10 protein-coding genes are annotated in these 23,671 nt (G+C 67.2%); 6 read left to right on the forward strand and 4 right to left on the reverse strand.

The annotated features are described in order from the left end of the window. Window positions 1-8: 8 nt before the first annotated feature. The 6 genes from HUA76_RS32630 (at window position 9) to HUA76_RS32655 (ending at window position 18,418) form a co-directional block, all read left to right on the forward strand. Window positions 9-5,576 (forward strand): type I polyketide synthase, encoded by a 5,568-nt coding sequence (locus HUA76_RS32630; protein ID WP_174463051.1) that lies wholly within the window; start codon window positions 9-11, stop codon window positions 5,574-5,576. Continuing rightward, window positions 5,573-12,151, forward strand: coding sequence for a type I polyketide synthase (locus HUA76_RS32635; protein ID WP_174463052.1), 6,579 nt, complete (start codon window positions 5,573-5,575; stop codon window positions 12,149-12,151). Before HUA76_RS32630 ends, HUA76_RS32635 begins: the two co-directional genes overlap by 4 nt. Beyond that, window positions 12,148-13,659: a condensation domain-containing protein gene (locus HUA76_RS32640; RefSeq protein ID WP_174463053.1), complete on the forward strand. Its 1,512-nt coding sequence runs from the start codon at window positions 12,148-12,150 to the stop codon at window positions 13,657-13,659. The genes HUA76_RS32635 and HUA76_RS32640 overlap by 4 nt, the downstream gene beginning before the upstream one ends. Then, window positions 13,656-14,714 (forward strand): Rieske (2Fe-2S) protein, encoded by a 1,059-nt coding sequence (locus HUA76_RS32645; RefSeq protein WP_141649502.1) that lies wholly within the window; start codon window positions 13,656-13,658, stop codon window positions 14,712-14,714. Before HUA76_RS32640 ends, HUA76_RS32645 begins: the two co-directional genes overlap by 4 nt. Window positions 14,715-15,167: 453 nt before the next feature. Continuing rightward, window positions 15,168-16,814, forward strand: coding sequence for a signal recognition particle protein (ffh, locus tag HUA76_RS32650; RefSeq protein WP_174463054.1), 1,647 nt, complete (start codon window positions 15,168-15,170; stop codon window positions 16,812-16,814). Window positions 16,815-16,924: 110 nt separating this feature from the next. Continuing rightward, window positions 16,925-18,418, forward strand: a complete 1,494-nt coding sequence (locus HUA76_RS32655; protein WP_174463055.1) for an Ig-like domain-containing protein — start codon at window positions 16,925-16,927, stop codon at window positions 18,416-18,418. A 37-nt stretch (window positions 18,419-18,455) separates the two neighbouring features. On the opposite strand, the gene HUA76_RS32660 is transcribed toward HUA76_RS32655, so the two are convergent. The 4 genes from HUA76_RS32660 to gltJ form a co-directional block, all read right to left on the reverse strand. Beyond that, window positions 18,456-19,556: a TIGR04552 family protein gene (locus HUA76_RS32660; protein ID WP_174463056.1), complete on the reverse strand. Its 1,101-nt coding sequence runs from the start codon at window positions 19,554-19,556 to the stop codon at window positions 18,456-18,458. A 115-nt stretch (window positions 19,557-19,671) separates the two neighbouring features. Next, a complete protein-coding gene (locus tag HUA76_RS32665; RefSeq protein ID WP_217440529.1) occupies window positions 19,672-20,109 on the reverse strand; it encodes a toxin-antitoxin system YwqK family antitoxin in 438 nt (145 codons plus the stop codon). A gap of 268 nt (window positions 20,110-20,377) precedes the next feature. Then, window positions 20,378-21,295: a hypothetical protein gene (locus tag HUA76_RS32670; RefSeq protein ID WP_254614639.1), complete on the reverse strand. Its 918-nt coding sequence runs from the start codon at window positions 21,293-21,295 to the stop codon at window positions 20,378-20,380. 246 nt (window positions 21,296-21,541) lie between these two features. Further along, window positions 21,542-23,671 carry an adventurous gliding motility protein GltJ gene (gene gltJ / locus HUA76_RS32675; protein ID WP_174463058.1) on the reverse strand — a complete coding sequence of 710 codons (2,130 nt, stop codon included), beginning with the start codon at window positions 23,669-23,671 and terminating at the stop codon, window positions 21,542-21,544.

Consider the following 23,671-nt stretch of genomic DNA (forward strand, 5'->3'; position numbering starts at 1 on the left):
GCAGACCCATGACGGTTTCCTCCCCTCCCCGCGAAGTCCCCACGCCGCTTCAACAGGCCGCCATCGCCCTGAAGGAGATGCGCTCGCGGCTGGACGCGCTCCAGGCGGTCCAGGAAGAACCCATCGCCATCGTCGGCATGTCCTGCCGCTATCCGGGCGGAGCCAATGACCCCGCCAGCTACTGGCGTCTGCTGCACGAAGGGCTGTGCGCGACGCGCAAGGTGCCGCTGGAGCGCTGGGACGCGGACGCGCTCTATGACCCGGACCCCGACCGGTTCTGGAAGATGTACACGCGGTACGGCTGCTTCGTGGACCAGCGCATCGACCTGTTCGACGCGCCGTTCTTCAACATGTCGCCGCGCGAGGCGGCCATGTTGGACCCGCAGCAGCGCCTGTTGCTGGAGACGAGCTGGGAGGCGCTGGAGAACGCGGGCATCGCTCCGGACCGGTTGGGAGGCAGCGCCACCGGCGTCTACGTGGGCGTCATCACCGGCGACTACGGCCGAGTCCCCTTCCAGCGCATCGACCCGCCCGACCTGCCGTACATGGGCACGGGCAATGACATGAGCTTCGCCGCGGGGCGGCTCTCGTACGTGCTCGGCCTGCAAGGCCCGAGCATGGTCATCGCCACGGCCTGCTCCTCCACGCTGGCGACGACGCACCTGGCCTGCCAGGCCCTGCGCGCTCGTGAGTGCGACCTGGCGCTCTCGGGAGGTGTCAGCCTGATGGTGTTCCCGGACACCAGCATCGTCCTGTCGAAGATGCGCGCGACGGCGCCGGATGGTCGCTCGAAGACGTTCGATGCGTCGGCGGACGGGTTCGGCCGTGGCGAGGGTTGCGGGATGCTGGTGCTCAAGCGCCTCTCCGACGCCGTGCGCGCGGGAGACCCGGTGCTGGCGCTGGTGCGGGGATCGGCCGTCAATCACGACGGGCAGAGCGGCGGAATCACGGTTCCGAGCGGGCCAGCGCAGGAGAAGCTGCTTCGCAAGGCCCTGGCCTCGGGGAGGCTGTCGCCGCGCGACGTGGACTACCTGGAAGCCCATGGCACGGGGACGCCGCTGGGAGACCCGATAGAGGTCCGCGCCATCGACGCGGTCTTCGGTCCCGAGCGAGCGCCGGGCGCGCCGCTCCTCATCGGCTCGGTCAAGACGAACATCGGTCACCTGGAAGCAGCGGCCGGTGTCGCGGGCATCATGAAGCTGGTGCTCTCGCTCCAGAACGAGGAGCTCCCCGCGCACCTGCACTTCCGCACGCCGAACCCGCAGGTTGCGTGGGACCCGGCGCGCATCGCGGTGACGACGGAGCGCACGCCATGGAAGCGCGGCACCCGACCTCGCATCGCGGGCGTCAGCAGCTTCGGACTCTCTGGAGTCAACGCGCACGTCCTCATCGAGGAGGCCCCACTCGCTGTCACGCAGCAGAGAGTGCCGGAGACACCGGGACCCGGTCCGGAGTTGCTGGCGCTGTCCGCACGAAGCGAGGAGGCGCTGCAGGAGCTCACGCGGCGCTACCTCACCTGGAGGCAGGGGCCGGGCAAGGACGTTCCGCTTGCGGATGTCTGCTTCACGGCCGCGACGGGGCGCGCATCATTTCCGCACCGGCTGACGGTGCTGGCCTCCAGCGGAGCGCAGCTCGACGAGCGACTCCAGGCGTTCACCTCGGGTCAGCGGCCTTCAGGGGTGAGCGCGGGAGTGGTGCCCACGGGAAGGAAACCCCGGGTCGCCTTCCTGTTCACGGGTCAGGGCTCGCAGTACGTCGGCATGGCGCGCGAGCTGTATGCCCATGAGCCCCGCTTCCGCGAGGTGATGGACCGGTGTGACGAACTGCTGCGCTCGCATCTGGGCGTCTCTCTCCTGTCGGTGCTCTACCCATCCGCGGGAGAGCCGGGTGACAGCACGTTGCATGACACGGCGTACACGCAGCCCGCGCTGGTGGCGCTGGAGGTGGCGCTCGCGGAGCAGTGGAAGCACTGGGGCGTCGAGCCCTCAGTGGTGATGGGACACAGCGTCGGGGAGATTTCAGCGGCGCATGTCGCGGGGGTGCTGTCGCTGGAGGACGCGCTCCTGCTGGCGGCAACGCGCGGAAGGCTGATGCAGGAGCTGCCACGCGTGGGGGGCATGTTGGCGGTACGCGCACCCGAGGAGCGAGTGGCGGCCCTCGTCGCCGCGCATCCCCGGGAGCTCTCCATCGCCGCGGTGAATGGGCCCACGGAAGTGGTCATCGCGGGCAGGAGCGAACGGCTTCGGGTCGTCGGGGAAGTCCTCCAGCGAGAGGGCGTGGAGGTCAAACCCCTGAACGTCTCCCACGCGTTCCACTCACCGCTGATGGAGCCGATGCTCGACTCCTTCGAGCGCATGGTGGCGAAGCTCCGACTGCGCCCACCCGAGCTGCCGCTCATCTCCAATCTCACCGGCGCCTTGGTGCGCGACGAGCCGACGACGCCGGCCTACTGGCGTCGCCATGTCCGGGAGCCCGTGCGTTTCGCGGCGGGCCTGCGTGCCCTGCACGCGAAGGGGGCGGACCTCATCGTGGAGCTCGGCCCCACCCCCGTGCTGCTCGGAATGGGGCGCACCTGTCTGCCCGACGAGCGTCTGGTGTGGCTGCCGAGCCTCCGCAACGGGCACTCGGACGTGGAGCAGATGCGCGCGAGTCTCGCGGAGCTCTGGGTACGAGGAGCATCAAGTGGGCTCACGGGGATTGCGACCCACGGCCGGCGCTCCCGGGTGCCCCTGCCGAACCAGCCGTTCCAGCGCAAGCGCCACTGGATGAAGCTCAAGTCCGCGAGGAGCGAAGAAGAGCAGGCGCGGCATCCGCTGCTCGGACGAAGGCTGAACTCCGCGGCCCGGGTCATCCAGTTCGAGGGCGAGCTGAGCACCGAATCTCCCGCCTTTCTCGCCGACCACCGCGTCTACGACTCGGTCATCGTCCCGGGTGCGACGTATCTGGAGATGGGCGTGGCAGCGGGCCAGGAGGTCTTCGGCCAGGGCGCGCTGAGTCTCGAGGACGTCCGCTTCCACAAGCCCGTGCGGCTGGAGGAAGGCGAGCCGCGCACGGTCCAGGTCCTCGTCACGCCGGACGACGGCGAGGGCGCGCGCAAGGGCACCTTCGAAGTGCACAGCCTGTCCGACGGAGCTTTCACCCTCCATGCCTCGGGGCGATTGTCTTCGACGGAGAAGCCCTCGGCCTCGCTGCATCAGGATGTCACGGTGCTCGCGAGGCGCTGCGCGGAGGAGGTCTCCGTCGCGGACTTCTACCGGCGCATCGGTGAGCACGGCATCGACTACGGGCCGCTGTGCCGAGCCGTCACGCGCTTCGGCCGAGGAGGACAGGAAGCCTTCGGACAGCTCACGCTCCCAGACGCACTCGAAGCAGGCGAGCACGTGTTGCATCCCGTGCTGCTCGACGCCTGCTTCCAGGTCCTCGGCGCCGTGTTTCCCGAGGGGCCTCCAGGCAGCATCTACCTGCCCGTGGGAATCGGACAGCTGCGGGTCCACGACAAGCTGGGGCGTGAGGTCTTCGTCCACGCGCGACTCGATGGTGGGCCGGATTTGGGGCAGCGCGTCCACACCGCGCACTTCACGCTCCTGGCGCCCGACGGCCGAGTCCTCGCGGAGCTGGAGCGACTGGAGTTCCAGCAGGCACCGCGTGAGGCCCTGCTCGGGAACTCAAAGCGGGTGCCACGCGGTTGGATGTACGAGGTGGCGTGGCGTCCTCTACCCCTGCCGCCCGCCACGGGCACGCCGCCTCGCGAGCGGTGGCTCATCGTCGGTGACACGGGTGGACGGGCCACGGATATCGCACGCCGCCTGCGCGCCTCGGGGTCGGACTGCATCGTGGCCCTGCCAGGAGAAACAACAGGCCCCGAGGACACCGGGACGCGACATGTGGACCTGACGCTCGCGGCAAGCGCGAGGAGGCTGCTCACGGAGGCGGGGCCCTTCACGGGGATGCTCCACCTCGCGGCGCTGGACGTGCGTGCGGCGCGAGACGGAGAGCCCGACACGTTCGCCCGGGACTATCGAAGCCTCCTGGGAAGCACGCTCCACCTCGTGCGAGCGGCGGCCGAGACAGGCGTCAGTCCCCGGCTGGTGCTCGTCACGAGAGGCGCCCAGGCGACGCAGGGAAACCCCCTTCCAACGCCCGTGCAGGCGTGTCTGTCCGGCCTGGGCAAGGCCATCGCGCAGGAGCACCCGGAGCTGCGGTGCCTGCGAGTGGACCTGGACCCGGCGCAGGGAACGGACGGGGTCGAGGCACTCGTCGCGGAACTCCAGCAGCGAACACCCGAGGACGAGGTCTGCCTCCGAGGCGGCCAGCGACTCGTGTCGCGACTCGCGAGGAGCGCCGAGGCAGCGGACGGCACCACGACACTCAAGCTCCGTGGCGACGCGACGTACCTCGTCACGGGCGGGCTCGGCGGACTGGGCCTGAAGCTCGCGGGCCGCCTGGTGGAGCGTGGCGCCAGGAATCTGGTGTTGCTTGGCAGGCGCGCCCCCTCGTCTGAAGCGAGGGACAGCCTGCGCGAGTTGGAAGCACGAGGTGCGCGCGTCGTCACCTTGCAGGTCGACATCTCCGTGGAGGCACAAGTCACGGAGCTGCTCGCGCGCCTCGCGAACACGATGCCTCCGTTGCGCGGCATCGTCCACGCGGCGGCGGTCCTCGACGACGGCATGCTGTTGCAGCAGGACCTGGAGCGCTTCGAGCGAGTGCTGGGCCCCAAGGCGCTCGGCGCGTGGCATCTCCACCGTCACACGTTGGGACAGCCGCTGGATTTCTTTGTCCTCTTCTCCTCGGTGGCCTCGCTACTGGGGCAGTCAGGGCAGGCCAGCTATGTGGCCGCCAACGCCTTCCTCGACGCGCTGGCCCATCACCGTCACGCATCGGGCCTGCCGGCGCTCTCCATCAACTGGGGCCCCTGGTCCGAGGTGGGCGTGGCCGCGACGGAGCGGGTGATGGAGCGAGTCCGCCGCATGGGCGTCACCCCCATCAGTCCCGAGCAGGGGCTCGCCGCCTTCGAGCAACTGCTGGGTCAACGAAGGCCCCAGGTGGGAGTCGTGGCCATCGGCTGGCAGTCGATGGGGCGGCTCGCCGCGGCGCCGTACTTCTCGGAGCTCGCGGGAGTGACACCCACGGGCGGCGCGACGGGCGCGGACTTCCTGCGCCGCTTCGAGAGCGCGCCTCCCGGTGACAAGCCTCGACTCCTGCGGGAGCACATCGCCTCGGTGGCGACGCGGGTGCTCGGGCTAGATGCGAGCCGTCCGTTGGATCCGGAGCAAGGCCTCTTCGAGGCGGGCATGGACTCGCTGATGGCGACGGAGCTGCGCAACGCGCTCCAGCGGACGCTGGGCCGCTCGCTGCCGGTGAGCCTCATCTTCGACCACCCGAGTGTCCAGGCCCTATCGAATCACCTCGCGCGCGAGCTGGTGCCCGCCCCCGAGGCGCAGGAGGTGTCCGCGGCCCCGCGAGACGCCGAGCTCGAATCGTTCTTGATGGAGGTCAATCAGATGTCCGAAGCCGATGTGACCGCGGCGCTCGCCGCCGGGCGGTCCAACGAAGCAGGGCCCCGAGGTGACCGATGAACGCGCATGAACTGGCCCAGATGAGCGCGACGCAGCTCGCGTATGCCGCCAAGCAGCTTCGCAACAAGATGGGGCTCGTCCCGGCGGAGCCCATCGCACTCGTCGGAATGGGTTGCCGCTTCCCTGGGAACGTGGACAGTCCGGAGGCGTACTGGGAGCTGCTCGCGGCGGGGCGCGACGCCGTCACCGAGGTGCCCTCGGACCGCTGGAGCCTGGACGCGCTCTACTCGCCCGTCCCCGGCACGCCGGGGAAGATGTACACGCGGCATGGCGCCTTCGTGAACCAGGTGGACCGGTTCGACCCGCTGTTCTTCGGCATCTCTCCGCGTGAGGCGGTGCTGATGGACCCGCAGCAGCGTCTGCTCCTGGAGACGAGCTGGGAAGCGCTCGAACACGCGGGGCTCTCGCCGTCGAGGCTGAGGGGCACGGCCACCGGCGTGTTCGTGGGCATAATGCACCGCGACTACGCCTACCTGGTGCACGCCTCCGGCGAGATTGACTCGCACACCGGCTCGGGCACGGGCCTGAGCGTGGCGGCGGGACGCATCGCCCATCTGCTCGCGCTGGAAGGTCCCACGCTCGTGGTGGACACGGCGTGCTCGTCCTCGCTGGTGGCCTTGCATCTGGCTTGTCAGAGCCTGCGCAACGGAGAGACCGACGTGGCGCTGGCCGCGGGCGTCAACCTGATGCTCTCGCCGATGAGCACCATCGTCGAATGCCAGATGCGGATGCTCTCCGCGGAGGGACACTGCAAGACCTTCGACGCCAGGGCGGACGGCTTCGTGCGGGGCGAGGGCTGCGGCGTCGTGGTGCTCAAGCGCCTGTCGGACGCGCTCGCGGACGGTGACGAAGTCATCGCGGTGCTTCGAGGCTCCGCCGTCAATCACGACGGCCACAGCAGCGGTCTGCTGGTGCCCAACGGCAGCGCCCAGGAGCGAGTCATCCGCTCCGCGCTTCGCAACGGTGGCGTGGAGCCCTCGCAGATCGACTTCGTGGAGGCCCACGGCACGGGGACGGCGCTGGGCGACCCCATCGAGGTCGAAGCGCTGGGCCGCGTCTTCCAGGACGAGCGTCACCGTGAGGAGCCGCTCCTCATCGGCTCGGTGAAGACGAACATCGGGCACACGGAAATCGCGGCCGGCATGGCGGGGCTGATGAAGGCCGCGCTGAGCCTCCAGCACCGGCAGATTCCCAAGAACCTGCACTTCCAGACGCCGAACCCGGAGATTCGCTGGAACGAGCTGCCCGTGTCCGTCGTCACGGAGCGGCGCGACTTTCCCGGCGGCCCTCGGAACTTCGTGGGAGTGAGCTCGTTCGGTTACAGCGGGACGAACGCCCACGTGGTGCTGGAGGCCGCGCCCATCACCGAGAAGCGCGCCACGCCCTCCGAACCGGGACGAGAACACGTCCTGGTCCTCTCGGCGAAGACCGCCTCGGCGCTGTCGACACTGGCCGGGAGCTACACGACCCACCTGACGCGGAACGCGGAGCAGGACGTCTCCGACGTGTGTCACAGCGCGACCGCGAGCCGTTCCACGATGCCCTACCGCCTCGCCGCCGTCGCCACCTCGGGTGACGAACTGCGTGCGCAGCTCCAGGCGTTCTCGAGTGGCAATCCCATCGACGGGCTCATCGTCTCCGAGGAGGCCGCGTCGCGCGCCGCGCAGGTCGCCTTCCTCTTCAGCGGACAGGGCTCGCAGCACCTGGGCATGGGGAGGGAGCTGTACACACGAGAGCCGGTGTTCCGCGCGGCGATGGACCGGTGCGCGAGCATCCTGGCACCGCATCTTCCGAAGCCCCTGCTGGAGGTGCTGTTCGCCGAGGAGGGCAGCGGCTCACCTCTGGAGCAGGCGGTATTCACCCAGCCCGCCATGGTGGCGCTGGAGGTGTCCCTGGCCGAGCAGTGGAAGGCCTGGGGCGTGGAGCCTTCCGTCGTGGTGGGGCACAGCCTGGGGCAGTACGCGGCCGCGTGCGTGGCGGGCGTCATCAGTCTTGAAGACGTGCTGCCGCTGGTCGCCCTGCGTGGACGACTGATGCATGAGCTGCCACCGGGGGGCGAGATGGCCTCGTTCCTCGCGCCCTACGCGAAGGTGGCGGCGGCCATCGAGCCCTATCGCGAGCGACTGTCCATCGCGGCCATCAATGGCCCCACGAGCACGGTCATCTCCGGTGCGAGTGAAGCCGTCAACGCGGTGGTGGAGGCCCTGGCGGCGGAGGGAATCCAGGCGAAGAAGCTCAACGTCTCGCACGCGTTCCACTCGCCCCTGATGCATCCGATGGTCGACCGCTTCCGCGAGCACCTCTCCCGGGTGCGGCTCAACACGCCGAGGCTGCGCATCGTCTCGGACATGACGGGCCAGCTCGTGGAGGGTGAGCTGTCGGAGCCGGACTTCTGGTGCCGGCACCTGCTCCAGCCCGTCAACTTCGCGCGAGCGGTGGAGTCCATCCACGCGTTGGGTGTGCGGAACTTCGTGGAGGTGGGCCCCGCGAGCGTGCTGCTCGGCCTCGCGCAGCGGTGCATTCCGGAGGACGGCGAGTCACGCGAGTGGCTTCCGTCGCTGCACACGGGCATGGGGAACCGTCGACGGATGCTGGAGAGCCTGGCCACGCTCCACACGCGCGGAGTCCCCGTCGACTGGTCGCAGGTACACGGGAAGACGTCTCGTGGGCGGGTGCGCTTGCCCACCACGCCCTTCGAGCGCGAGCGCTACTGGGTGGAGACAGGTCCGGAGACCGCTGGCGCGCAGCCTCTGCCCTCCCAGGCGGGAGTGCTCCATCCGCTGCTCGGCCGGCGCGTCGAGCTGGCGGGTTCGAGCGATGTGCGCTTCGAGGGAGCGCTCGGCGCCAGGGAGCCCTTCTTCCTCGACCACCATCGCGCGGCGGGCACCGCGCTGTTGCCGGCGGCGGCCCATGTCGAGCTGGCACTGGCCGCGGGTCGCTTCTCCAGCGTTCCGGGTGAGAAGCCGCTGGAGCTGCTCCAGCTCACCTTCGAGCGGCCTGTCGCCCTGCCGGAGAAGGGCGCCGTCGTCCTCCAATCGACGCTGGTGAAGGAGGAGGGAGCGACGCAGGTCCTCAAGGTTTTCATGCGTCGGGAGCAAGACCGGGTCACCACCTGGGAACAGGTGGCCACGGGGCGACTCGGAGCGGCGTCACCGTCAAAGGCAGCGGGCGAGTCCCTGGCGGCCCTGCGAGCGCGGATGACGGAGGCCATCGCGCCCGCGGACTACTACGCGCATCTGGCCAGCGGAGGGCTGGTGTACGGGTCGATGTTCCAGGCACTCCAGGCCATGTACGGCCAAGAGGGCGAGGCCCTCGTGCGCATCGTCCTGCCGGAGGGACTCAAGCTGGAGCCGTACACCGTGCATCCAGTGATGTTGGACGCGTGCTTCCAGGCGCTGGGCGTGACGTTCCCCAAGCGCAAGGACGTGCCCTATCTCCCCGCCGGTGTCGAAGGGCTCCGACTCCACGCGCCGATGGAGCGAGAGGTCTGGGCAAGTCTCCAGCGTCGCCAGGAAGGCGTGGAGGCGATTGCATCGCTTCGAGTGTTCAGCACGGATGGGCGACTGCTCGCGGAGGCGGAGCGACTGCGCTTCCGTCAGGTCCGACTGGAGGCGTTGCTGGGCCAGGGTGACAAGCTGCTCGAGGAGTGGCTCTACGCACTCGAATGGCACCCCGCCCTGCCCCATGGGCGCCGCGTGCCCCCATCCTGGATTCCGACTCCGAACTCGCTGCGTGACGCGGTCCTCCCTCAGTTGGAGGCCTTGTCCGGCCGCGAAGACCTGGCGGCCTACGGCGTGTTCCTCCAGGAACTGGAGTCGCTGTGCGTCCCCTACGTGCTCCAGGCCATGGAGCGGCTGGGCTGCGACCTCACGCCGGGCACGAGCTTCAAGGCGGATGAGCGTGCCGCGCGGCTAGGGGTCGTTCCGCTGCACCAACGGCTGTGGCGGCGACTGCTCGAGATGCTCACCGAGGAAGGCCTGCTGCGAACCACGGGAGAGACACTGGAGGTCGTCACCTGTCCGGCGCCCATGGACGTCGCGGCGCGCATGGCGTCCCTGGCGGAGCGTTACCCGGCGCATCGCTCGGAGCAGGCGTTGGTGCAGCGTTGCGGCGAAGGACTCGCGGAGGCCCTTCGGGGGCGCTGCGACCCGCTGGAGTTGCTGTTCCCCAAGGGAGACATGGAGGTCGCGGCCAGCCTGTACCGTGACTCGCCAGGCCCTCGGGAGCTCAACGCACAGGCGAAGACGGCGCTCGCACAGGCTGTCTCGCGATTGCCGGCGGAGCGCACTATCAGGGTGCTGGAGATTGGCGCCGGCACCGGTGGCACGACGGCCCTGCTGTTGCCCGAGCTGCCCGCGGAGCGCACCGAGTACGTCTTCACGGACATCTCACCGCTCTTCCTCCAGCGCGCCGCGCAGGAGTTCCGCGCGCATCCGTTCGTGACGTACCGGACGCTGGACATCGAGAAGGACCCGGCCACCCAGGGCTTCGAGGCCGGCGGCTTCGACATCATCGTCGCGGCCAACGTCCTGCACGCCACGGAGAGCTTGAAGGAGACGCTGAGAAACGCGCGTCGGCTCCTGGCGCCCTCGGGGATGCTGCTCATCGTCGAGGCCACGTCCAAGCGGCGCTGGGTCGACCTCACGTTCGGCCTGACGTCTGGCTGGTGGCGTTACACGGACACAGACCTGCGCCCCACGCACCCACTCATTTCGAGCGCGGGGTGGAAGACGCTGTTCGCGCAGGAGGGCTTCTCCACGAGCGCGGCGCTGGCGAAAGAGGAGCACGAAGCCAGTCTCCAGGCGGCGGTCATCCTGGCTCGACTGCCCGACGAGGACGCGCGCGCCAGCCGGCGTCAGTGGCTCATCGTCGCGGACGCGCGAGGCACGGGGTACAGGCTGGCCGAGCGACTGGAAGCCCGAGGCGAGCTGTGCGCGGTGATCTCCGGCACGGGGGCCACCGTCGCGGACTTCACCCAGCTGTTGAAAGAGCTCGCAATCACGCAAGCCCCCACGCACGTCGTCCACCTCACGAGCCTCGACTCCTCGGGACCGGACGACATGGCGCAGCTCGATTTGGAGGCGGCGTACCGCAATGGTTGTGGCAGCGCGCTCGACCTGCTCCAGGCGCTGCTGGCCACGCGGCTCTCACCCGCGCTGAGCTTCGTCACCCGGGGCGCGCTCGACGTGCTGGGGGATGGAGCCCCGGGCGTCGCGCAGTCACCGCTGCACGGCCTCGGGCGAGGCATCGCGATGGAGTACCCCAAGCTGGGAGGCACGGTCATCGACCTGGACCCTCGGCGCGATGACCTGGAAGGGCTGGTGACCGAGCTGCTCTCGGAGCGCTCCGACGAGCAGGTCGCCTTCCGGGACGGCATCCGGCGCGTGCCTCGCGTCATGCGGCATTCGCGGATGGAGTCGGAGGTGCCCTTCCAGTGCCGTGAAGATGGGACGTATCTCATCACGGGCGGACTCAACGGACTGGGCCTGCTCACGGCCCGACTGCTCGTGGAGCGTGGGGCCCGTCACCTCCTGTTGCTTGGACGCGGGGCCCCGACAGCGGCGGCCTCGGAGCAGCTCCAGGAGCTGGAGAGCGCGAATGTGCGCGTCGTGGTGGCCCGCGCGGATGTGTCGCAGGAAGACGCGCTTGCCAGGGCCCTGGTGTCGGGGCTGGAGGGCATGCCTCCGTTGAGAGGGGTCATCCACTCCGCGGGAGCGCTCGACGACGGCATCCTCGAGCAGCAGACGCACGCGCGCTTCAAGAAGGTGTTCGCGGCGAAGGTGCTCGGCTCGTGGAACCTGCATCGACTGACGCTGGGACAGCCGCTGGACTTCTTCGTCCTCTACTCGTCCATCGCCTCGCTGCTGGGGAACAGCGGTCAGGCGAACCACTCCGCGGCCAACACGTTCCAGGACGCGCTGGCCCATTACCGACGCGCCAAGGGCCTGCCCGCGCTGACCATCAACTGGGGCGCCTGGTCGGAAGTGGGAGCCGCGGCGAACGAGCGCGTCCAGGAGCGACTCGCCGACCGGTGGATGAATCCCATCCGTCCGGCCCAGGGGCTCGCCGTCCTGTCGTCGCTGCTCTCGGCGAGCGCCGCGATTCAAGTGGCGGTCATGCCCATCGCCCGAGGTGGCTTCGAAGTGCAGGGCGCGGTGCCGCTCTTGCTGTCCGCGCTCGTCGCACGGGAGGGCGGTGGTGGTGCGAAAGCCTCGGCGCGGGACGACGCATTGCTCCGCAAGCTCTCGGAGGTCTCCCCCGTGGAGGCTCGCCGGCTGCTGGTGACCGAGCTGCAGAAGCGGCTGTCCAAGGTGCTGCGCATCAAGAATCCATCGCGGCTGGCGCCCGAGCGGCCCCTCACCGAGCTGGGTCTCGATTCGCTGATGGCCATCGAGCTGAAGAACCACCTGATGAATGCGCTGGGCGTGGACCTGCCCATCGCGAAGTTCATCGACGGCGCCAGCCTCCAGGAACTGGCGGAGCTCACCCAGCAGCAGCTCACCGTCAATCAGCTCGCGTCGACGCAGGCGCTGACGGCGGACTCCACGCCGGGAATGAGTGAGCTGACCCTATGAACCTGGAGCAGCTCCTCTCCAGCCTCACGGAGCGCCACGTCCAGCTCTGGGCGGAGGGGCAGCAACTGCGCGTCCGAGCAAAAGAGGGCGTCGTGGACGCGACGCTCCGCTCGGCGCTCGTGGAGCACAAGCCGCGCTTGCTGGAGCTGCTTCAGCAGGCGCGGGGGGCGCCGGAGTCCATTCGACTGGAGCCCTTGCCTCGAAACGGGCCACCGCCGCTGTCTCTCACCCAGGAGCGTCTGTGGCGCGCCGAGGTGAGGGAGCCGGACCTCGCTCCGGCCCACATCGCCACCTTCGCCATGCGGCTGGAGGGGCCGCTCAACCGGGATGCGCTCACGCGTGCCGTGGCGACGCTCGTCGAGCGCCACGAGGTGCTGCGGACGACGTTCGAGCTCCGGGGAGACACCCCCGTCCAGGTCATCGCGCCACCGGGGTCTACCGCAATGGAGCCCGTGGACCTGTGCGCGCTCGACGCCGAGGCGCAGCAGGAAGCACTTCGCCGCCTCCTTCACGACGAGCATCGGCGGCGAATCGACCTGGCCCGAGGCCCGCTGTTCCGAGCCTGGCTCCTGCTCCTCTCCGAGCAGCGCCATGTGATGGTGCTGATGATGCACCACACGGTGGTGGACGGCGCATCCCGGGGAGCGCTGGTGCATGAGCTGACGGTGCTCTATGCGGCCTTCCTCGCGGGCGAGCCCTGTCCATTCGCTCCCCTGCGACTCCAGTACGCGGACTACGCGCGCTGGCAACGGCGATGGGTCCAGGAGGAGGTCCTTCCACGACAGCTCGGGTACTGGAAGCAGCAGCTTGCGGCCCCGCCGCCTCGGCTGGAGTGGCCCACGCGCTCGAAAGGAATGGAGCAGCGGCGCTACCACGGTGGCTCCGTCGACTTCAGCGTGGAGCACGAGGTCGTCGAGCGACTGCGGGTGGTGGGACAGCAGGCGGGCAGCACGCTCTTCATGGTGCTGCTGTCCTCGCTGTACGTGCTCCTCGCGCGAGCCTGTGGCCAGCGAGACCTGCTCATCGGCACGCCCGCCGCACATCGGGGCCACACGGACCTCGAGCCGCTCGTCGGGACGTTCATCAACACACTGGCGCTGCGCCTGCGCCCCGAGGGCGCACCGAGCTTCCTGGAGCTGCTCGCGCATGCACGAGCCGTGGCGCTCGGCGCCTATGCCCATCCCGACGTTCCGCCCGAGGCCATTGGAGGCCCGACGCCCAACGTGATGCTCGTCCTGAAGGGCGTCGCGCCCCAACCCGAGCTGTCCGCGCTCGAGGCGACCCCCTTGGCGCTCGCGCACGACACGGCGCTGCTCGACCTCACGTTGTATCTGGAAGAGACCCCGACGGGGCTGCGTGGAGAGCTCATCCACGACAGCGACCGAATCGACGCGGACACCGTCACCGGCTGGGCCCGAGAACTCCAGGCCCTGCTGCGCGCCTTCGCCGAGGACCCACGGCAGTCAGTCTTTCCCCACCCCCACCGCCACCCCCAGAGGAACCCATGACGGCATTGATGCGCCCCGCCACCGAACCCGCAGTGCGCGACTCGCGGCCCATCCTCGAAGGCCCCGGCATCGGCTATCACCAGAACTGGTATGCCGTCTGCCTTTCGAGGGAACTCAAGCCCGGCAAGATTGTCGGCCGCGGGTTCCTGGATGGAAAGGTGATTGCCTTTCGAGGAAAGAACGGCAAGGCGCAGGTGATGAGCGCCTATTGCAGTCATATTGGCGCGGACCTGAGCATCGGCGACGTGATTGGCGATGAGGTGCGCTGCCCCTTCCACCATTGGCAGTACAACCAGGAGGGCGTCTGCACCCACATCCCCGTGGGCTGCAAGATTCCCGACCGCGCCCGCATCCAGACTTTTCCCACGGCGGAGAAGTGGGGAATGGTCTGGGCCTTCAACGGAGAGAAGCCGCTGTTCGACGTGCCTGGAGTACGCGGCTACGAGGAGAGCGACCTGCTGTACGGCGTCAAGGTGCATGAGGCGGGCTTCCCCGTCCCCCCCTGGGTGATGGTGTGCAACTCCCACGACTACCAGCACCTGCACACGCTGCACGAGCTGGGCATCATCGAGGGGCCCATCAACATGAACAGCTCGGACTACGTCCTCGAGCACGACGTCCACTACACCACCCGTGATGGGTTGAAGGTGGAGAACTGGAACCGGGTGACGGGCACCAACACGTTCTCCGCCATCTCCCGCACGCCCTCGGGCCCCATCTTCGGCATGTTCACCGGCACACGCATCCCAGGGGGTGGAACGCGGGCCTACCTGCTCGCGGGAGTGCCTCGAAAGGAAGGCAAGAACAAGGGCCGGCCGCCGACCCGCACAGAGCAGTTCGCGCTCGTGAGCGGCACCATGATGAGCTTCCTCAAGGACGCGCCTCGCTTGCTGCGTGCCGCGAAGTTCATGCAAGCCTTCCTCGATGACGACGAGGGTGTCCTGCAGACCATCCAGTTCCGCCAAGGGGTGATGGTCGAAGCGGACAAGACACTGCTCGGCTTCCTCAAGTACGTCCGCGAGTACCCCAAGGCGGACCTGCTCTCCGCCGCCTGAGCACCAGGCCCCTGGCTCGTCCGGGCGCGACCGTGAGGCGGAGGGATGGACTTCGCCCCTCCGCTCGGCGGCGCACCTGGCCCAGGGCGAGTCCCGCCTCGCGACGGCTGGGCTCCGAAACGCGCCCCCTTGCCCCCCAGTCCTGCATCCGGGCGACAGGGGCAACCGCCTTCGCGCGGGAGGAACCCCCAAGGGACCCGGTGTATCCGCGCCTGCCCGAAGGGTGGAGGCTCGGTCCGGCGGACCCGGGGGGCACTTCCCCCATGGGGTCCCCGGCGGGTGCCTTCCGGGGGCCAGGGATGCGCCAACCCCTCAAGAGCGTTGATGAATTCGGGGTCCGTGCTCCAGGCCGCCCCGGGCAGGCGGGGCCGGGTGCCCGGCTCTCCACTCTTCGACGTCCGGGATGCGCTCCACGGTCGCATCCCACCTTCCCCCTGTTATAAAGCGCCCCCCATGCTTGAGACCGTCACCAAGGGCTTCCGCGCCGCCAAGAACCGCCTCGCCGGCAAGAGCGAGCTCACCCCCGAGCTGGTCGACGAGTCGCTGCGCGACATCCGCGTCTCGCTGCTCGAGGCCGACGTCGCCTTCGATGTGGTGAAGAAGTTTGTCGCCCGCGTCCGCGAGAAGGCCGTGGGCGAGCTCGTCCAGACGACCATCACCGATGCCTCGGGCCAGAAGCGCAAGGTCAGCCCGATGGACCACTTCATCAAGATCTGCCACGACGAGCTCGAGGCGCTGATGGGGCCGGTCGACACGAGCCTGAACCTCAAGCCCAAGGGGCAGCTGTCCGGCATCATGATGGTAGGCCTCCAGGGCTCCGGTAAGACGACGACCACCGGCAAGCTCGCCAACCGGCTGCTTCAGCAGGGGCGCAAGCCGCTGCTCGTCGCCGCGGACATCTACCGTCCCGCCGCCGTGGATCAGCTCAAGGTGCTGGGTGAGCGGCTCAAGGTGCCCGTCTACCACGAGCCCGGCGTGCAGCCGCCCGAGCTGGCGAAGCGAGGTTATGCCGCCGCTCGCGAGCAGAAGTGCGACGTGGTGATCATCGACACCGCCGGTCGGCTCGCCATCGACGAAGCGCTGATGAACGAGCTGGAGTCCATCAAGACCAACGTCCACCCGGACAACATCCTCCTGGTGTGTGACGCGATGATTGGTCAGGACGCGGTGCGCACCGCGGCCGAGTTCGACCGGCGCCTGAGCCTGGATGGCTTCATCCTGACGAAGCTGGACGGCGATGCTCGCGGCGGCGCGGCGCTCTCCATCAAGGAAGTCACCGGCAAGCCCATCAAGTTCCTCGGCATGGGCGAGTCGATGGACAAGCTGGAGGAGTTCCGCCCGGAGGGCCTCGCCGGTCGCATCCTCGGGTTCGGCGACATCGTCGGCCTGATGAAGGACTTCGAGAAGGTCGTCGACGAGAAGAAGGCCGAGGACGACGCGCGCAAGCTCCTGTCCGGCCAGTTCTCGATGAAGGACTTCGTCGAGCAGATCCGCATGGTGCGGAAGATGGGTCCGCTCAAGGACCTGCTGGAGAAGTTCCCCCTCTTCGGCGACCTCACCGACCAGCTCAACCCGGACGAGAAGGAGCTGACCAAGATTGAGTCGATGTACGACTCGATGACGGCGAAGGAGCGCCTGCGTCCGGACCTCATCAACTCCAGCCGGATTGGCCGCATCGCGAAGGGCAGCGGTCGCAAGCCGGAGGACGTGCGCGAGCTGCTCCAGAAGTTCGGGATGATGCAGCAGGTGATGGGGACCATTGGCCAGAACCCGGGCCTCCTCGGCCGAATCCCAGGCTTCAAGCAGTTGGGTCAGCTGTCGCAGATGCGGAACATGGACCTCTCCAGCATGTTTGGTGGGGACCCCAAGATGATGGAGAAGATGATGAGCGGCGGCATGCCCGGCATGGGGATGCCCATGCAGTTGCCGCAGGTGGCCCCTGGTTACACGCCCCCCATGGGGCAGGCCGCCATGGCGAAGGCCCGCCTCATGGGCTACGCCCCGCCCGCCGCGAGTGGGAAGCCCGAGGACCGCGACGCCATCAAGGAGCGCCGCAAGCGAGAGAAGGACAACAAGAAGAAGAACCGGAAGAAGAAGTAGGACCGAGGCCTCGAGGTCCACGACGGTGAAGCCCGTGCTGCTCGGAGGAGTCCGAGAGGCGCGGGCTTCTCGTTTCACGGGGTGTGGCGGTTCGCGGATGGAGGTCCGGGATGGCGGACGGGCTGCTGTGGGGGCAACTGGCCAGCTCACGCGGGCCTGACGCGGCCGTGGTAGGCATCTGGGTGCCGGGCCAGGCACTCGTGACGGTGCCTGGCTGTGGAACGCCCTCTGCACTGACGCCCTTCATGACGAACCGACTTCGCCTCTCCGTCCCCCTCGCCGCCGTCGTCCTGTTTTTGGGGTGCATCGATGTTCCGGACATCGTGGACCCGCCAGATGCAGGCCAGCCCCCCGTCGATGCCGGCCAAACCCAGGATGGAGGAGGGACGCCTGACGCCGGGCCTGCCGATACGCTCCCACCAACCATTCGGACAACAACGCCGCTAGGAGGAGCCACGCAGGTTTCCATCCATACGGGCCTGGTGCTGACGTTCTCCGAAACGATGAAGCAGAGCAGCGTTCGAGTCACGCTCCAGCCAGAGCACCCTCTTGGCAACGCCGCCTGGAGCCTTCAAGGCACGACGCTCACCCTGGGAGTCGCCTCTCCCTTGAGCGAAAACACCCTCTACACAGTCACGGTTGTGGGCGAGGACCTTGTTGGCAATGCCTTGAGTGGGTCTCATTCACTCTCATTCACTACAGAAGGCCCTGCCCCCGACACAACTCCACCGACGGTCTTGTTCACGACACCCGTGAATGGAGCCATTGGAGTTGACCGGAACACGCTTCTCGAAGTCGTATTCTCGGAACCCATGAATCGAGTCTCGGTGGAAGCAGCATTCGCGATTCTATCGCCTGCGGGACTCAATACCGGCACGTTCACATGGAACGCAGCATCAACGGTGATGACATACACCCTGCCCTTGAGCCTTGCACATGGAACGGACCTCCACTGGCAAGTAACGACCACGGCACGTGACGTCGCGGAGAATCCACTGGTGGAAACTTCGAGTCGAAGCTTCCGGACCATGCGTCAGGCTATCACGACCTTCGACTTCGATCTCAGGACTAGTGGTCCCTTGTCGGCTCCAAGTTTCTTCCGACAGACCTCCTTCTACAATGGGGCCAACGTCGGCGACTGGTCAGCCGACTTCAGCTATCGGCTGTTCTTGGGCTTTCAAATGACCAGTCTTCCAGAAGAACTCGTCTTCATCCGCCAAGCACAAATCAAATGGTGGGCGACTGGTCAGCGCGGCGACCCTTATGGGAAGCTCGGACGGCTTTTCCTTGAACCTGTGGATGTTGGCGAGGAACTCCCGACTAGTTTCGATTTCGATCCGCGACTCGAAGCTGCCTACCATTCTCAGCCCCTCTCCTCTGGAATCCCCGTTCCCCCTGACTCACTCGGCCGCCCTGGAAGAATCGATGTCACCGCTGTGGTAGCTCAGGATTGGGCAAACCGTGCAACTCGAAACAAGCGAACCCAGTATCGGCTTCGCTTCGAGATTGGGACAAATAACGACGGAATCGTCGACAGCATCGATTCAAATGTCGAGGAAGATCCCAAGTTGGCTGAACTGGAAGTCACTTACGAGTATCCGTAAGCGCAGAGAAGCAATGTTGCTCGACGAGCGGGAGGGTTCAGCCTTGCCGCTTCGGGACAACCAAGCCCTGGCTCAATCGCTTCAGCACGCGCTTCTTCTGACGGCGCTTGTATGACTCGTGAGAGTTCTCACCCAGTTCGTTCTGATGGGCGGTCTCCGCATCGACAATCTGGAACTCCACGAGAGAGATAACCACGCGGCCCTTACGCGGCCGCGTGTCTTCTTCAGGGAGCGGCAGATAGGCATCCATCCGCACTGGAATATCGACCACGAAATTAAGTGCCCGGTAACTGCTACCAGAGAACATGTTCCCTCCTCGGTCCTCCCGGTCCTCATAATTCCGGTCCAGGTGGAGGTTGGAGGTGAACTGCTCAAAATGGGGGTGTTCCTCAAGCACTCCCTTGAAGGGGAGTAGCGTGTTTTCAGTCTGCCCCGGCACCACGAGGTGAAAGGGGAACAGTCGCTGCGTGAGGTAATACAGCACGGGCAAGAGGTCGTCGCGTGAGCGGGTTACGATGCGAAATCGAGTGCGGTCATAAACCTGGGCTGCAACCGTCTCCTTCTTCGCCAGGAGCTTCGTGACCAGCGAGTCCTGCGTCTTGATGGAGTGCGCGAACTCCACAATCGGAAGACCCTTTGCCTGCATCTCCAGGGCGACACCGAGGACCTTCTCCATCACCAACTCAGCCAGCTCTGCCTCCGAAATCGCAAGGCGGAAAAGAAGGTCTCGACCTTCGATATGCTGGATGACGTGCATCACCTTCAGGACGACACACGCAATGCGGCGGTGCCTAGCATTGCCCTTCGCGCCCGAGGCCAGGAGAAAGAGGTCGTGAATCTCTTCGGGCTTCGCGACCGCATCCGCCACCCGGTAGTTGAAGGTCTTGCGCAGATACGCCACGGCTTCCGCCAGCACGATGCGGGCCCATGCTTCGTCATATGGGCGGGAGACGTCCAGTTGGCAGAGGCGCAGGAATCGGTCGACCTCATCGCGGACCTGGAAGTGCATTCGCCTCCAGTCGATGACCGAGCCCCCTCGCAGGATGAGGCGGATGCGCTCAAGCTCGCGCAACCCCATCTCCGCGACAGTGCGAACAGGGATGTCTGGGAGAACGGGGGTTAGCGAAGGAGCCTTCACGGCTGAGCTTCCTAGCCGAGCGAACCGATTCGGGAAAGTCCCACGGAGTCGCAAGAAAGGCCCTCGCTCCAGCAAGGAACGAGGGCCTTGGGTGCCAGAGAGGAAGTAGGAGGGGCTACTTCGCTGCCACCGGCTTATCTGCCGAGTAGCGGACCTCCGAGGCCTTTTTTCCGTCCTCGGTGTAGGTCGCCTCACTGCCCTCGCGCTTTCCCTTCACCCAGGTCTGCTCCATCTTCTTGGAGCCGTTGGGATGAAACTGGACGCGTCGACCATGGTAGTCGTTGTTTTCGAACTGGGTCTCGCCTGTCTTCACCCCATTGGCGTCGTAAAAGGTCCAGTGCCCCGAGCGGAAGCCGTCCTTGTACTGTCCCTCCGACTGCTTCTGTCCCGTGGCCCAGAAATCCACGTAGGGCCCATGGTGCGTGCCTTTCCCGTCTCCGACGGTCTTCACGCAGAAGACGCCAAGGTCCTTGCTCGCCCGCGTGCCCTTTTGCACGGTTCCAGTGGGACAGTTGAGGCGAACCTCTCGGCCAATAGAGGTGTCCTCAGCCATGGCATGGGAGGCAGCAAACGTCATACACAGGGCAACAAAACGGAAAGACATCTCGTTCTCCTTCTCGCGTGGCAACTGGCGCAGAAGCGCCGTCGCTCATTCAAACGAGCAGCCGCACACCTTATTCACTCCCAGCCCGGTCCTCTAGGAGTCACCCCGGCCGCTCTCCAGTCCCTCACAAACGCGTGAAGCCCCATTCCAGGCAGGAACGGGGCTTCACGTTCAACACAGGCCTTGCCCGCTTAAACGTTGGGCAAGTTCCACACAGCTAGCGGTTCAGCTGGGCGCAGATCTCGTTGCCGTTCGTGAAATAGAGACCAATCGACAGTGTGGTCGAAGTAGGCGTCGTGCAGAAGTTCACCGTGAACTCCGCGTTCTTCCCACCGTTCGAGGTGGTGTACTGGGACGGCAGAATCAACGTCTCACCATCCACGGTCGCACCATCGACCTTCACGTAGAAGAAGCCCGGGAGATCGGACTTCTGCGTAGGGAAGGTGGCCGTGCTGTTCGCGGGCTGATAGGCGCGAACACGCGCCTTCGCAGTACGCCCCGTCGCGCACCAGTTGTTGTCCTGGTCGAAGAAGGTCTGGGTGATGTCGTAGATGATCGGACCCGTGTCCGAGATGGTCCACACCGGCTGCTTGCCACCCTGGGCAGGCGTGAAGTTCGCGCAGGTAGGCGCCGGAACCTCGGTGCAGGTGCCGCTGCTGCAGAACTGGCCATACTGGCAGGTGCTCTGGCCGGTGCCCGTGCAGGTGCCGCCCGTGGTGTCGTCCTCTTCGCACTGGCCGGACGCCGTGTCGCACACGCGACCGGTGCCGCAGTCATCGTTCGAGTCGCACTTCGGCACGCAAACAGTGTCCAGGTCGGAGCAGACCAGGTCGGTCGACTCGGAGTCCGTGCCACCATTGCAGAGCACGTCCGTGGAGCACTGGCAGATCCGCGTGTTGGCCTGGGTGCTCGTACCACCCAGGGGCGCGCACGTCTTGGCGGTGTCCGGACAGTCGGAACCAGACTCACACGTCGTCACACAGACACCCGCGGACGGGTGGCAGATTTCCGTGCCCGCGCAGTCATCGTTCGAGGTGCAGCCCTGGCCGCCCGTGTCGTCGTCACCGCAACCGGCCATCAAACCGCTCATCGCGCCCAGCGCCGTGAGCACCAGCATCATCTTGCGAAGCTGCATGTTGAGAATCCCTCCGTGAGTCTGCTTGGAACGTCTCTCTGGGGGCCTCCGGCCACTGACTTCAGACCCCGACGTCCATGCGAGCGGCTCGGCTTTAGTCCCGCCCGTCCTGACGTGTCAACGAGTGTCGACACGCCCACTGACGCTCGGCCTTCGAGGAAATTCAGCCCTCACGAAAGCGAACACTCACATCGGACCCAGGCGTGACCCACGTGTCGCACTGGACCCGGAAACACCCTCGCCCACTCAGAAGGTGAACGGGAAGTCGATGGGCTCGCCCTGCTTCTTGTGACGAGGGAAAGCCCAGCTCTTGATGAGCCCCGAGATGCAGCTTGCCATGTACGTGGTGCGGTACTCATCCGTCTTGCACGTGACATTCGCAGTCTTGCCACTCGTCTGGATGGTCCACCGCATCACCAGCTTGCCGCTCAGCATCGGGTCCTTCTTCTTCTGCTCGTTCACGCACTTCACGATGGCGGGCTTGTTGTTCAGCACCACCTCCATGATGTCGGAACGCTGAAGGGTATCGCGCACACCACCGCCCCCAGGCTCGGGAGGGATGTAGGCGGTCGGCGGCCGGTTCTCGCTCGGCTTCGGCTCGCTCTTCGGCTTCTTCGTGCCGAACAGCTCGTCGAAGTCGTCACTGTCACCCTCGCTCGCCGCGGGCTTCTCCGCGCGCGCCGCCGGCCGCTCCTCTGGCTCTTCCCTGCGACCCGCGGCGGAGGAACCATTGTTCTTCCGGGGCGTCGTCCGTTCCACCTTCGCCACGGCGGAGTCGAGCGGCTTCGCCGTCTCCACGGGAGGCGTGGGCGACACCGGAGCCTGTGCGACCGCTGGAGGCGTCGCCACGGGCGGCGGAGTCGCAGCGGGCTGCGCCGGCGTCCCCGCGGCAACGGCCGGGTTCGCCTCAGGCGTTCCAGCCGCGACAGGCGGAGGCGTTGGCGTCGCAGCCGCCCCCGCGACCACCGGAGGCGGTTGGACAGGCGCGGCCACGGGCGGCGGATTCACGGGAGCCGCGACCGGCGGAGGAGTCGCTGCCGCGACAGGCGGTGAGGCCACCTGCGAGGTGGCCGGAGCCTCGACCTTGCTGTCCCCCTTCATGGTGAACGCAAGCACGCCACCACCGAGCCCCAGCACCCCGACGGCGATGCCCACCATCAGGCCCATCCGATTCTTGCCACCCTGCGAAGTCCCGCCCTGCTGCGCATACGTGGGCGCATAGCCCGCGGGCGAATACTGCGCGGGACCGGGCTGCGCATACGGCGCGGGCTGCTGCCCATAGGGCATCTGCGAGGGCTGCCCGTAGGGCGCCATCGACTGTTGCGGATGCGGGTAGGGCTGCTGCGCCTGAGGGGGCGCCATCTGCGCCGCCATGGCCGCGCTCGCGCCCATCAGCGACGGCGAAGACACCGGCTCGGGCGGAGGCATGGGAACGTCGAGCAACCTCGACTGGGACACGGGCTCCCGGCCCAACGGCGGCGCGGGCGTCGGGGGAGGCTTGGAGAACGCGTCGTTCTCCTCCTTCACCAGCGACGCCAGCACGCTGGCCGCGGAGGGCTTCCAACCCGAGGGGGCCTCGGAGGATGCGGACGGCGCCGGGGCACTGTCGCCCTTGGAGGCCTTGCCCGCGCTGAACGCCGACTGCACCGGCCCGGGCTGGACCGTGGGCGAAGAGCCCGACACCGGCTCCGGCGCGACGATGGTCGGCTTCGACGGACGCGGGGCCAGCACCGACGCCAGCTCCGCCGTTTCCGACAAGGGAATCCAATCGCTGAAACCGGAGCGCCAGCACAGGCTGTCCGGTCCCACCTCCCCGCGGTCCCACGCGTCCTTCACCTTCTCGACGGAGAGCGGTCCCACCTGCTTCTCGTCGATGGCCACGTACCAGTCGTGAGAAGAAGCCGGGGCCTTCGCCTCGTCCTTGTCGGGCTCGTCCTCGGCCTCGGCCAGCTTGCGCACGTTCTCCGCCGTGGCGTCGCGCGCCGCGGCCTCTCCGACGGATTCACCCGCCGGAATCTTGTGCGTGCCAGAGCTGAGGACCTGGTCGAACACCGCTCCAATCTCGTCCTCCTCCACGTCCGTGAAGAGCCCGCCCTCCGGCGGAGTCCCCAACGTGGCGGGCAACGAGGACGAGGAGGACGACGACGACTCGGCCTCCTTGCTCGGGGTGCTCGGAGTGCTCGCGCCGTTCGAGGCGGAGGCAGGGGCGGAAGAAGTCGCGGGCTCCGACGGGGAATCCTTCCCCGCCGCGGCGCCCGCTGGGCGCACGGTGATGGTGTGGCCGCACTTCTTGCAACGAACCTTGACCCCCTTCGGGCCCACTTTGTCGTCGCTGATCATGTACTGCGCGCGGCAGCTGTCACAGACGAAACGCAT

The sequence above is a fragment of the Myxococcus sp. CA056 genome, from assembly GCF_013336715.1.
GTDB classification, from domain to species: domain Bacteria; phylum Myxococcota; class Myxococcia; order Myxococcales; family Myxococcaceae; genus Myxococcus; species Myxococcus llanfairpwllgwyngyllgogerychwyrndrobwllllantysiliogogogochensis.